General features: G+C 42.3%; 10 protein-coding genes. 4 read left to right on the plus strand and 6 right to left on the minus strand.

What is annotated here, in order from left to right:
* Window positions 1-18: 18 nt before the first annotated feature.
* Window positions 19-1,260, minus strand: coding sequence for a M20/M25/M40 family metallo-hydrolase (locus tag Q8M62_RS19600; RefSeq protein ID WP_304900396.1), 1,242 nt, complete (start codon window positions 1,258-1,260; stop codon window positions 19-21).
* Window positions 1,261-1,444: 184 nt separating this feature from the next.
* On the opposite strand from Q8M62_RS19600, the gene Q8M62_RS19605 reads away from it, so the two are divergent.
* From Q8M62_RS19605 to Q8M62_RS19620, 4 genes are all read left to right on the plus strand, one after another.
* Entirely contained in the window at window positions 1,445-2,548 is a 1,104-nt protein-coding gene (locus tag Q8M62_RS19605; protein ID WP_304900397.1) for a hypothetical protein, read from the plus strand.
* A gap of 24 nt (window positions 2,549-2,572) precedes the next feature.
* Window positions 2,573-3,271 (plus strand): hypothetical protein, encoded by a 699-nt coding sequence (locus Q8M62_RS19610; protein WP_304900398.1) that lies wholly within the window; start codon window positions 2,573-2,575, stop codon window positions 3,269-3,271.
* Window positions 3,272-3,410: 139 nt separating this feature from the next.
* Window positions 3,411-3,761, plus strand: a complete 351-nt coding sequence (locus Q8M62_RS19615; protein WP_304900399.1) for a hypothetical protein — start codon at window positions 3,411-3,413, stop codon at window positions 3,759-3,761.
* A gap of 722 nt (window positions 3,762-4,483) precedes the next feature.
* Window positions 4,484-5,776, plus strand: coding sequence for an outer membrane beta-barrel protein (locus Q8M62_RS19620; protein WP_304900400.1), 1,293 nt, complete (start codon window positions 4,484-4,486; stop codon window positions 5,774-5,776).
* A 273-nt stretch (window positions 5,777-6,049) separates the two neighbouring features.
* On the opposite strand, the gene Q8M62_RS19625 is transcribed toward Q8M62_RS19620, so the two are convergent.
* The 5 genes from Q8M62_RS19625 to lysA form a co-directional block, all read right to left on the minus strand.
* Window positions 6,050-7,579 carry a cryptochrome/photolyase family protein gene (locus tag Q8M62_RS19625; RefSeq protein WP_304900401.1) on the minus strand — a complete coding sequence of 510 codons (1,530 nt, stop codon included), beginning with the start codon at window positions 7,577-7,579 and terminating at the stop codon, window positions 6,050-6,052.
* Window positions 7,580-7,636: 57 nt separating this feature from the next.
* The gene (locus Q8M62_RS19630) at window positions 7,637-8,677 is read right to left on the minus strand and encodes a type IX secretion system membrane protein PorP/SprF (RefSeq protein WP_304900402.1); all 1,041 of its coding nucleotides are present in this window, start codon (window positions 8,675-8,677) and stop codon (window positions 7,637-7,639) included.
* Window positions 8,678-8,680: 3 nt separating this feature from the next.
* Complete coding sequence (locus Q8M62_RS19635) at window positions 8,681-10,747, minus strand: gliding motility-associated C-terminal domain-containing protein (RefSeq protein ID WP_304900403.1); 2,067 nt, start codon at window positions 10,745-10,747, stop codon at window positions 8,681-8,683.
* 393 nt (window positions 10,748-11,140) lie between these two features.
* Window positions 11,141-12,184 (minus strand): type IX secretion system membrane protein PorP/SprF, encoded by a 1,044-nt coding sequence (locus tag Q8M62_RS19640; protein WP_304900404.1) that lies wholly within the window; start codon window positions 12,182-12,184, stop codon window positions 11,141-11,143.
* A 217-nt stretch (window positions 12,185-12,401) separates the two neighbouring features.
* Entirely contained in the window at window positions 12,402-13,625 is a 1,224-nt protein-coding gene (lysA, locus tag Q8M62_RS19645) for a diaminopimelate decarboxylase (protein WP_304900405.1), read from the minus strand.
* Window positions 13,626-13,628 lie beyond the last annotated feature (3 nt).

Raw genomic sequence — 13,628 nt, forward strand, 5'->3', positions numbered from 1 at the left:
TAATGAATGCAAGAAAATTCAAAACTTCACCAACGCCTCTACTTTCTGTCCACTTCTTTCGATCACTACTTTGGTCGAATCTCCTTTTTGAAATGCGCTTAGCGCACGCATATAGCTCATCATGTCATAGATCGTGGAGTCGCCCAACTGAACGACGATATCTCCTTTTTGGAGTCCGGCGGCTTGCGCCGGTTTTCCTTCAGATACGCCATCCACTCGCATTCCTTTTCCGTCATACATGTAATCGGGAACTACACCCATCGACACTGTGAATCGTGGAGAATCGCTGGAATCTTTGGTTTTGGTGAAAGCGAGTTTAGGTTCAGAATCCAGTTGATCTATGACTCTGGAGATGTAACGGACCACTTTCACCAATCCCTCATAATTGATCTTGTCAGAATCGTCCGATGGCTTATGATAATCTTCATGCTGTCCGGTGAAAAAATGCAATACCGGCAAACCCTGAAGGTAAAATGACGTGTGATCTGAAGGTCCTACTCCGGATTCAGTAGTGACAATTTTCAAGCTGTCAGAATTAATTGGATCCAGAATAGATGGAAAACTTGGGCTTGTTCCAATGCCATACACAGCAAGAGATTTTTCCTCATTCAATCGACCTACCATGTCCATGTTAATCATATAATTCACACTGGCTAGGTCAATTGTTGGGTTTTTGACAAAATAATTAGATCCCCAAAGCCCGTTTTCCTCTCCTGAGAAAGCGATGAAAAGTACATTGCTGCTTAATTCCTCATGCTTGAGAATTTTTGCCAAAGCCAATAATGCAGCTGTGCCGGAGGCGTTGTCGTCCGCTCCATTATGAATGGCAGAATCGCCTCGGTGCAGTGAGCCTGAGCCTCCCAAACCTAAATGGTCAAAATGTGCCCCGATCACGATGGTTTTATCTGCCTTTTTATCCAAAAATCCGACCACATTCCGGCCGGTAATTCCTGCTCCATCGGTTCCGATTACAGCCTCTTCATGTGGATTTGAGGGTTTGGAAACTGTAAATGGCTGGAAAAACCCATCTGTACCTTTGGGGAGAAGTCCGATTTTTTTAAATTCTTTTGCCAGATACTCAGCGGCTTTTACTTCCCCTTCTGTACCTATAGCCCTCCCTCCCAGCTCATCGGAAGCCAAGAAAATCACATCTTTCTGAAGCGATGCAAAAAGTTTTTCGTCCGTTGGCGGCCCATCGCAGGCAGTGAATAAAAGCAGGGAAGCAAGGATATAGCTTGATTTCAAAAGATAATTTTTCATATGATTATAATTCTTTTTTTAGCGGCTATATGGAATCTTCGCATGACAGATAATCACCCCTCTGTGTGGTCCTTTGGGTCATGCCTGTCTGCCTCAGGCAGCTCGATTTCATATTTTATCGGATTTAGTCCAAAGGTAATAATTGGTATCTTCGATCTTTGATTCTTTTAATTTCACCAAAATAATGAGACATATCCTTTTTTCAATCCTCCTTTTGGCGATTGCCTGTAGTCCCAAAACAGAAACAGCTGTAGAACCTGAACAACATTCCCCTCCAGATTCCCTATTACTTCACCCTGAGGAAATGAAATATCTTAAAAATATCAAGCAGTTGACCTTTGGTGGAAATAACGCTGAGGCGTACTGGTCCTTCGATGATTCAATGCTGGTATTTCAGTCGGACTATGCAGACTGGGGCAATGAATGTGATCAGATGTTTTACCTCAACTGGCGAGAAGACGATCTTTCGGCGTCTCAACCGAAGCGAATCAGTACTGGACTGGGACGGACGACTTGTGCCTATTTCTTACCGGGGAATAACACTTTTGTCTATGCTTCGACACATTTGGTAGATCCTGCCTGTCCACCTGTTCCGGAGCGAAGAGCAGATGGCAAATACGTTTGGCCGATTTACGACAGCTTTGACATCTTTACTGCCGATTTGGAAGGGAATATTCTCTCTCAGCTGACGAATGAACCGGGCTATGATGCAGAGGCGACAGTTTCTCCTCGTGGAGATAAAATCGTCTTTACTTCCATTCGAACCGGCGACTTGGAGCTTTATACCATGAATATTGACGGAACGGAAGTGAAACAGATCACCTCTGACCTAGGCTATGACGGGGGAGCTTTTTTCTCGCCGGATGGTAGCAAAATCGTGTGGAGAGCTTCCCGGCCTCAGACTCCTGAGGAAGTCAAAGAATACCGGGACTTACTTAAAGATGGATTGGTCAAGCCAACCGATATGGAATTGTATGTGGCCAATGTGGATGGTACCAATGTCAAGAAAATCACAAGTTTGGGCAAAGCGAACTGGGCACCATTCTTTCATCCTTCGGGCGAAAAACTCATTTTCGCGTCGAATCATCTGACCGAGCGTGGTTACCCATTCAACCTCTTCATGATCAATCTGGACGGTACTGGCCTGACTCGGATCACGCATGACGGCACGTTTGATGCGTTCCCCGTTTTCTCCAATGATGGAAAATACCTCGTTTTCTCTTCCAATCGAAACAATGGAGGAACTCGCGATACGAATCTGTTTGTCGCAGAGTGGATTGGGGATTAATAGATCAGATATTAACACAATCATATGCGCAAAATTGGAATAACTCTACTGGTATTGATTTTTTCCTTGAAAGGATTTGCTCAAGAAAGAGAGATTCCTAGAAAACTGATTTATGAGAGCTATGTTGAAGTGCTAGAGCAAGCACATTCCTCCCAATCGTCGAGATTGGACTCGATATTAAAGGCTTCTTTTGACACAAAAACCATGGATTCCGCAGCTTTCAAGATTCTTTCATCGGATGATTTCTGGAAGAAGCAGGCAGACGAATCCAAAAGTGAGGTGGTCTATGAAATTTATCCAACCGAGGTTTGGGTATATTCCCAATGGAACGGTCAGCATGCGGGAAATAGCTATCGATATCGAAAAGACTCCCATTTGGCAGAAGAATACGACCAATACCGAAAAATCTTGAAACGCAATTTTGTCGCTATCCCCGAAAGAACGAAAAGCAGTGATGCCGTTTTTAAAGATGAAGTTTCTAGGTATCTCAATCTCGACATTTATAAAATTATAGAGACTGAATTTGACCCTGAAATGGGGAAAAGCACTCATTACCTTTTGGTGACAAACGAAATCAAATTGCCGGTAAAAATCAATCTGGGAGCAGGGCCTCAATTAAGGGATCAACTTATCATAGAGCGGATAACAACCTCCGAGGCATTTCCTAAAATGCGGTTTGTTTACCGATTGAAGGAGATATTCTGGGATGAAGATTTGAAATAGAAGTGTGTTTTTTCCAATTGGGTAAAAAGGACTCGGACGAAAAAATCACCTCACAAACACCGCTTTTTAAGCGGTTTTTTTTGTTTCAACAGTTCTCCTTTGCTACTTTAAAATTGTCTCAAACAATTTTTCTTTGCTCATGAATATTTATTCTCAGCTTTCCATCCCACTTCTGATTACCCTAAGCCTAGCCTTTTCGAAGTTTTTTGTCCAAGAAAAGGCGAAGGAATGGGAAGGGTTCTTGGCTTATTTGCCCAAGGTCAATACTATTTTAATTATCCTGGGACTCACTTGGTGTTTGCTTGGGCTGACCCGAATACTAAAGGAAAACCTGCTCAAGCAATATGATATATTGAAAGAAGATAATCTCAAGGCAAGGAAAATTTACACTACGAATTTTGGTTTCCGCCAAGAACTCCCCGACAGCTTGGGATTTGCGTGTACATGTGCGGGAAAAAATGATCGATTTCATCCAGAAAAATTATCCTGATGCATTACCAAAATCGAGAGTGGTGTTGGATCAGCGGAAAGCTGATTAATACAAATTTATTGTTCTCATGCTAAATAAAAGTTTGAAAGGACTCATACGTGCAATTCGTGAAGGTTGAAGGATTCTCGGATGGCAGGATTGTCATATTTATTCAATAGAAAGTTCTTTTGATTACATTTTTTGGAAAAAATGATTCTGCTCATTAGAAATAATCGCATAAATGATGCGTAGATTTGACATGTGAAAAACAGTTTTTATAAGCAGGTAATTAGAGCCACTTGGACGGCAGTCTTTTGTTGTTTTGCACCGCTGTTTGCTTCCCAAGTTAACGATCTGTCGTATCAAAAACTTTCACCACCCATCGAGTACAACACGACGATTGGTGAACTTGGAGAGATTTTTTGTGAGTCCTTTAGAATTGGATCCAACCTATCACCAGGTTCTGTTGTTAGGGATTTGTTAAATGGATTTGTAGGGTTTGCCCCACAAATAAATCTGATTTTTGAATCCAAAGTTCTTCAGATTATTTACTTGTCGGAAAACCACCCGATCAACCTTTCTTCATCTGTTATAATTTTCCCCTTTCATTATTTTTGGTAATCCGCTCCCTGATTACTCTTTTCTAAATTAATCAGAGATCATTCCACCTGGATTTGAAGGCTTTCAATGCCTTCGAAGTGATCTTTTTTATTCAACTCTAAACAGGGATTTATACCTTAAAAATGAAATCATACATTCTGTTGGCCATGCTATGGCTGACCCATATCACTGTTGCATTTTCTCAAGAAAATGAAACCCATGACATTACCGAGGAGCATCAGGAAGTAAAATCTAACTCTGAAGGCATAAATCCTCACCAAGTCCGAGACGAACTCATTCTTACTTTCGGCGGATACCTGGAAACGTTCTATTCCCATAATTTCAACAAGCCGTCCAATAACCTCAACGCGTTGAGAGGTTTTGATTTTATCAATAACTCGCTTACGGTCGGCAACTTCGTGTTGGCAACGGATGCTAAGTACAATAATTTCAGCATGCGTTTAGCCATCAACGTGGGTATGACACCTAGTCAGTTTTACAAGCAGGAGCCAACAACTTCCGCCAGCTATCAAATTCCCTCATTGAACAGTTCTACTTGGAACTTGATTCAGGAGGCTGTTGTTAATTATGACTTCGAAAAGGTAAAGGGACTTTCTCTTCAAATGGGAATCATGGCTACACCGATTGGAATCGAAGGATTACCGAGTTTTCAAAGTTGGGAATCCAGCAGTACAAATCCGGCAATTCATAAAAAGGACTATAGAGAAAACTGGAATTTTTCCAGAAGTAATGCCTTCATACATGTCCCGGATTATCATAGTGGGATTAGACTTTTGTACAGTCCAACTCCAAAAAGCACCTATTCATTCTACCTGATCAATGGTCAGAATATGGTCACGGACAATAACAATAGCAAAACGATGAGTTTTTCATACCTATGGACACCTAATCCCAAAGTGCATTTCAGCGCTTTGTATATGGGGGGAAATGAAAGACCAAGAGATTATCAGATCGAGAATACCTGGAGACATATATTTGATTTCCACACAAGATTCAATCTTACTAAGAATATTGTCATTATGGCTCAAGTTCTTCCTGGTGCTGAAACCTCAGCACTTGGAACAAATAAGTTTTTAATTTCTGCCCTTTATCTCAAGTATCAAACCAGCCAGAAAAACTACGTGGCGTTTCGTTATGAGCATCTTCTCGAGAAAGTTGCCAGAGGACACTCATCTAATTTTCTGGAAACTTTTAATGAGAATAACGAAGCGGGATTGTATGGCTTTACTACTACTTACTCTCACACGTTAGTTCCCAATCATTTGATGTTGCGACTGGAGCATCGATATGACTATGGAACCCAAAACTGGTTTTTCGAAGGGGAATTACAAAGTTCCGGAAACGAAAAAAATCCGTTTATTACCAATACTGATAAGCAGAACACTTTGTCATTTAGTTTGGTGGGTTGGTTTTAAATCAGGAATTATGCAGGTTTGGAGAATGCTGTCCAAGCCTGCATTTTTGCCTTCAAATTGCAAAATTCTGATTGGTTTTAATATTTTATGACTCTACGGAATGTTGCACGTTGTAGGAATTTCACTAACTAACCTGAGGAAAAAATCCCCCTAGCCCCCTTTGAAAGGGGGAATCTCCTCAAATTAAGCTTCAAACCCACACTTTTAATAGTACGTGAAAGATTGCGGATACTCATTTAATATTTTTATTTACCTCTAGAGCAAACTTTGGATTTAGAGTTGATCAAGTTGACCAAGATATTGTTCTGCTTGATCGATAAGTTCCTTTTGGTTCTTCATCTTATCCCAAGTCCGGTAAGCCATTCCGATTCGCGGATTTTTCTCCAGTTTATCACGATTTCGGTCGTAAAAGTGCCAATACAGACTATTGAAAGGGCAGGCCCCTTGTCCTGCCTTTTTGTTGGAATCGTATGCACAGCCGGAGCAGTAATTCCCCTGTTTTTTGATGTAATTGGCTGAGGAGACGTAGGGTTTGGTGCCGACGATTCCCCCGTCTGCAAATTGGCTCATGCCGCGTGTATTGGTGATTTCGACCCATTCGATCGCGTCGATGTAGATCCCGAGGTACCATTGATCGACCTCATCAGGATGGATTCCTGCCAGCAAGGCAAAGTTACCGGTGACCATCAAGCGTTGGATATGATGCGCATAGGCCAAATCCAATGACTGGCCAATGGATTGCTTCAAGCAATTCATTTTAGTATTTCCGGTCCAAAACCAATCCGGCAGCTTGTTATCATGACCAAAGAAATTCATTCCTGAAAACTCCGGCATTTTTGCCCAATAGATTCCTCTCATGTATTCACGCCATCCAATGATCTGCCGGATAAACCCTTCCACCTGAGCGATGGAGATCGTGTTTTGATGCTGATACCAATATTTCTCTACAGTCTGTACGACCTCAAGGGGAGAGATCATTTTGGTATTCATCGAAAAACTCAATCGAGAGTGGAAAAGGTATGGGTCCCAAGTGGTCAATGCGTCCTGGTAAGCGCCAAAGTGCATCAGGAGATTTTCGCAGAAATATTCCAGAATTTCGAGACTTTCAGCGCGAGAGACAGGCCAAGGATAATTTTCTGCATCAATCTTTCCGATGGTCTTCACTCCGGATTTTTCCAGTAGTTCTACTATCTCGCTTACTTTCTTTGGCCGGATCAAAGCTTTTTGAAGCAGTTTTTTGTCTTTTAGGGATGCTCGGTTGTCATGGTCGTAGTTCCATTGTCCCGTCAATGGTTCTTTGTCATCCATTAGGATGTTGTATTTTTTTCTCATTTCCCGGTAAAAGGTCTCCATGAGGTAGGTTTTTTTCCCCTTGAAAAAATCCTTCAGAAAATCTCGGGTGGTCAGAAAATGCTCAGTATCGAAAGAAGCTGAAGGGATGGGAAGTTTTTCGCAAATGTCTTTCAGAATCTTATCCAGTCGATATTCATCAGGTAGTTGATATTCAAAGCGCTCAAAACCTTCTTTGGAGATCAAGAAATTCAGCTGTTCTTTGAGGTTTTGTTGATTTTCGGGATCATCCAAGTTGAGATAAATCACCTGATGACCAGCTTCTGTCAACGCTTGAGCAAAAGTCCTCATGGATAGGAAAAATCCAACAATCTTCTGAATGTGATGCGTGACATAATCAGTCTCCTGCCGCATTTCCATCATCAGGTACCTGACAGAATCGTCTACTTCCTGATACCAAGAATGCTGAATGTTGAGTTGATCACCGAGGATCAGACGAAGAGTTTTGGCCATAAAAAAAGGACTTTACCAAAGTAAAGCCCTTTTCGTAACCCATTGTTCATGAAAAAATTAATATTTAAAGCAAGGCATGGAGGATTTTCTTCCGGCTCCTTTTGCCGAACCGGCTAAGAAGCTATACCTGATGGATATTTCATTGGCACCACCTGTATTGGCATTCCCCAAAGATGAAATGGTGAAATCATGACTGTATCCTACATCAATTCCGTTTCCGAGAGAAATACCTACTAGGGCAATGACCGATTCATGGTTAGTCTGAGTTATTTCCGAAACAGGAATTCCACGATACCATATTCCCAAAACCATTGGCTGCAGATTAACCTGAGCCCCCATATCCAACTGGGAGAATGGACCCTGGTTTTTGTAGTTGAAAGCCAAAGTCAAATCTTTGGTTCCGCTTCGGTCATTCATGAAAGTGCGCGATGAGCCTCCAGAAAGGTCAATTCTGTATCCGCCATGAGCCGAGAATTTTACGGGTAATCGACTTTCCTGATCATTGAGGAATGAAATGTTGGGTTGGGTAATGTGATGTGTAGCGACACCAAACCAAGCCTTTTCATTGTTGAACATCATTCCGAGACTGTAATCCACAAATTGATGTCTTGAATCAGGTCCGAGGTTTTCGCCCGAAAAGTCTCCCACTGCTCCAGTCTGATCATTGATTTGACTGCCGAAGACCAAATTGCCAAAATAGGCATCACGATCAATATAACTCACCTGACCTCCAAATCTAAGGAAGGAACGGAACCCCAAACGAGCTCTGTAAGAATAGGTAGCGCCGATCTCCGACACGCTGAGGTTAGCCATGCTTTGCTCTGAGCGATTGAATATCACTCCAATTCCACTGTTGGCATTGAACAGGTAGTGGTCAATGTGTGCGGAATAAGAAGTAAAAGACTGATCTAGTCCCGGCCATTGATTTCGGTAATTCACTCCGATTCGGGTCATCTCGCTTGCTCCGGTCATAGCCGGATTAAGATAAAGCGGGTTCGCGTAAAACTGTGAGTATTGAACATCTTGAGCCTTAAGGCAGAGGGATGTACAACACATAGTGAAGAACACGAGGGTGATAAGCGTAAATGATGTTCTCATATGCTATCTGATAAGGGTGATACCACCGGAACGATTGACCATTTGTCCGTTCATGGTGGTGAAGGTGATTCGATAAATGTAATTGCCGGCGGGAGTCAGCTGACCTTTGTAGGTCCCGTCCCAACCTTTGCTTTCCAGGCTGTTGGTGATAAAGAGCTTTTCTCCCCAGGTGTTGAAGACTTCCAATTGGAATGAGGTGACAGCTCTCAGTTTAGGGAAAAACGTATCATTAAGCCCATCTCCATTGGGAGTGAAGGCGTTTGGGATTACGATCATTTCAGTTGGAGAAGTGACTTGGACTTTGTTTGTTTCGACAGTAGAACAGCCAAAAATGTCGTATCCGGTTAGTTTGACTTCATATTCTCCGGACTTTGAGAAAATGTGGATAGGATCTTTTTCAGAGGATTTTTTCCCGTCTCCAAACTCCCATTCCCAAGCGATGAATTCCGGGGCAATTTCACTTTCAAACAGGATTTCCTCCTCGATCATTACTTCCGGTTCAGAGGTGAAGACCAGCTTTCGATATTGGAAGTCAAGTCTTGATCCCTGTGAATTTTGATTTGGAAAATCCACTTTTGACTCAGCTTCTACACTACAGCCAAGTGCGTCAGTTACTGTTACCTTAAGGACTCCGGAAGAGCTGAAGTTGATCTCTCGGGTATTTGAATTGCTACTGCTCCATTTGATGGTATAGGGCTCTTTGCCTCCCTGAATTGAGACCCAAGCCACTCCGGTTGCTTTTCCATTTGAACAGTCTATATCTAGGGCAGTTTCGATACGGGCCTGGATTTTTGTGGTTTCTACCACGGTGACAGTGAGGGAAGCTGAGCATCCGCTTTCATCAGTGGCGGTCACCGTATAGGTTCCCGCTTTCAGGTCTTTTCTCTGAAGTAAGTCTTTTGCCCCGTCTGACCAGGATAATTTTATGGTTCCTTTTTGTCCTGTGATTTTTAGGGATATGCCTCCATCGGCTTGGCCGGAACAGGAAACCGGACGGTTTTCCAACACCTCTAAGGTCAGGCTTGACTGATTGGTTAAGGAAAATTGCTTTTCAACAGTGCAGCCAAGGGCATCTGTTACTTTCACAGAATAGTTGCCTTCTTTTAAGTCAGTTACTCTTGCTGAGGTTTTTCCATTGCTCCATAGAAATGAAAATGGAGCCTTTCCGCCTTTTGGAAGGATTTCAATCTCACCGGTGTCTGAATCCTTACAGGTAGGATCAAGGATTCTTGAATCCAAGGTGAAAGAAGCCGGTGAGCTCAATGTGTAGGAAGCTTGGAAAGAACAGCCTTTGTTATCTTTTACAGTAACCTGATACGTCCCGGCAGCGATATTGGAGAGATCTTTGGAGTTGGCCCCATTGCTCCATGCATAAGTATATGGAGCCTGACCCCCAGTTACAGTTAATTGAATTTTTCCAGAATTAGCTATTTGACAGGTTGGATCTTGGGAAGCAGCCGAAACATTAATTCCTTCAGCAGCAGCTTTTATATCAAATGAAATGCTTACGTCGCAATTGTATTTGTCAGCAACTACTACTGTATAGGTCCCCGGGGCTAAATTATCGGCTTCCCAAACATCTTTGAGGCCATTGCTCCAGGTTATCTTATAAGGAGGGCTGTCAGCCTCGTAATCATTTCTACCGATTTTTACGCTGATTTTAGCGAATCCATCATTTCCGGAGCCGCAGCTTGCATCTCTTTTTGTGACAGGATTGAGGATTAAAGGAAATGGCGGTTGAACAATTATTCGTTCGATATGCTCTGTTCCTAGTGCGTCGGTGATTTTGACCGTGTAGGTACCGGCATTTAAATTGGTACGGTTTTGGCTGGTCTCGTTCGTGTTCCATCTGAATTTATATGGAGGAACTCCTCCTGTTACGTCAAGGATAATGCTTCCTTTTTCACTGTGAGAACAGAGTGCGAGTTTTCCGCTTACTGCGACTTGAATTGTCTGATATGTTTCAATTCGCTGGTTTTCACGACTGGGGATATTAAAGGCAAATTGGGCCCGGGCAGAATAATTGATTGCCATACTGAGGATCAGTAGGAGAATCTTTGCGCCGGACATTTTATTTAAACCTTTCATTTTTGCACTTCATCACAGTATTCAACTCTTTCAGCAGTAGATTTTTGTCTTACAAAAACCCTTTTGTGTATTTCATTTTTAAGAATAATATTTTTTGTAAGTCACATACAACAAAATGATATTCTTTAGAATTGCTGATTTCATGAAATTAGAACCTAAAAATTCTATTTTCCAAGCAGGGTGAACTACGATGTAAATGAAATGCTAGGCTTAGAAAAGTATAATTTTTCTTTAAAATGTATCATAATTAAAAAAACTGTTGTGGTGATACTTTTTTCAGGATGTGAAATGAAAAAAGACCTGCTAGAAAGGCCTTTGAAAAAAAATCAAAATTTTTTCGAATTTTTTACGTTAAACTGATTTTTCCTCTGAAAATCAGTACCTGAAGCAAGGTATTACGCGTGATCTTTGACCTCGGGATTTAGCATCACCCCATAAAAAAGTATATCTAACCGAAATTTCATGCGCTCCTCCACTATTTCTCAGTCCAAGTTTGGACGTAGTCATATCAAAAGAATAGCCTATGTCCAGACCGGTTTCTAAAGCAACGCCTACCAGTCCAATGAATGCTTCATTGTTTGGAAGACTGTTTTTGGTAGGAAGTCCCCGATACCATAAGCCTAAGACTAGCGGGTGTAAAAACAGTTGAGCCCCCACATCCAGTTGGCTAAAAGGATCTTGCTCTTTGTAATTAAAAGCAAATGAGAGCGATCTTTCCTGGTAGATGTGCGTAAAGTAGTCCCTTCCTCCGGGAGCAAGATTTATTTTGTATCCTCCCTGAAGCGATAATTTCATCGGGAGTACGCTGGATTGGTCGTTGACAAAAGAAATATTGGGCTCGCTCAGATGATGGGCGGATGCGCCCAGCCAAAATTTGTCATTGTAAAACATTCCTCCCACAGCATAATCAACAAAGGAATGGCGACTGTCTAAAGGAACGCCATTTAGCTCATCGGTAATGCCGCCTACGGTACCGTTGACAATATCAATCATCGAACCAAACACCAAATCTGAGAAAAAGGCATCTCGCTGCATGTAGCTAGCCTGCGCTCCAAGCCTGAAAAAAAACTTCTCGGTCAATTTGAGTCTGTAGGAATAGCTTAATCCAATCTCATTGGTAGAAAGATTGGCAAGAGTTTCCTGATTTCCATTGAAAATTAAGCCAATGCCACTGTTGTAGTCAAAAATATAATGATCAATATAGGCTGAATAGGAATTGAAACTATGGTCCAAGCCAGGCCATTGATTTCGATAGTTTACCCCAACGCGGGTGAGCTCGGAGGCGCCGGTCAGGGCAGGATTGAGGTAAAGGGGTGCGGCGTAGAATTGGGAATATTGCACGTCTTGCGCACTCAGGGGGAAAACACCCAAGAGCCCAAACAATACAAGCCATATCCCTAAAATAAATTTCCGCAACATAAACTATCCTCTCTCGCGGAACAAAGTTATAACCAATACTTTATCCGTGATTAGATTTTATCAAATAAGACATTGAAACTACTAGGGCTTAGGATTGAGGTGAGCAATCTTTGGGTTTCAAACCTTATCTTGAAACGAATCAAAAGTACTTTTCGCTTCTTGACATGCACAGTTTGTCAATAATTATACCAAAGGCGCTTTGTCGAGCGCCTTTGAGTTAAAAATCAATAATTTCCTGATTGCGAACCAGGTCCTCAAAATTTTCCCGTTTTCTAATTTGGAATGCCTTTCCGTCCAAAACCAGCACTTCCGCGGGTCTCATTCTTGAGTTGTAATTGGAAGCCATACTGTAACCGTAAGCCCCGGCATTTTTGATGACCAGAAGGTCTCCTGCCCTTACTTCAGTCAGTTCACGATGTGAAGCAATCGTGTCGGTCTCACAAATGTATCCCACGACGTTGTATTTCGCTTTTTTCCCATCTGGATTGCTCAGGTTGTATACGCCATGGTATGCATCATACATCATGGGCCGAATGAGATGATTCAATCCAGAATTTACACCCACAAAAGTTACGCTCGGGGATTCTTTGACCACGTTAGCCTTTACCAAAAGATATCCAGCCTCACTGACCAAAAATTTTCCCGGTTCCAACCAAAGCTCAAGTTGTTTCCCATAGCGTTTGCAAAAATCCTGAAAGGCTATGGACACTTTGCTGCCCACTTCCACTATATCTGTAGCAATATCATTCGGCTTGTAAGCTACTTTAAACCCTCCCCCGAAATCAAGGAATTTAAGCTCAGGAAACTGAATCGCAGCTTCAAAAAGAACATTTCCCCCCTTCAAGAATACTTCCGCATCTAAGATATCTGAGCCCGTATGAATGTGAAGTCCTACGATATTAAGCTTGTATTTGGCTACCGTATCCAGGATTTGAGGGAGTTGTTCGATGGAAATACCAAATTTACTTTCCTTGTGCCCAGTTGAAATTTTGAGGTTTCCTCCGGCCATGATGTGCGGATTGATGCGGATACAGGCAGGGATCGATCCTCCATAGACCTCCCCAAACTCTTCCATCAAAGGAAGACTGTCCAGATTGATCATGATTCCCAAGTTGACAGCTTCCCGAATTTCCTCAAAACCAACGCCACTTGGGGTGTACATGATTTCATCTGTTTGGTGTCCGGCCATCATTCCCAACCTTACTTCCTCAATGGATACCGCATCCACACCCGCGCCTGCTTTCCGTATCAGTTTTAAGATATTGATGTTGGAAAGTGCCTTGGTGGCATACTTGATTTTCAAAGGCACGCCTCCAAAAGCTTCTTGGAGAGTTTTTACCTGTTGAGTGATTTTTTCACCATCATAAATGTAAAGAGGGGTTCCAAATTCATCAGCCAGAGCGGCGATGGATACTCCTTGGATATGCGTAGGATTAGGCACTTG

This window comes from Algoriphagus sp., from assembly GCF_030694375.1.
Classification (GTDB): Bacteria; Bacteroidota; Bacteroidia; order Cytophagales; family Cyclobacteriaceae; genus Algoriphagus.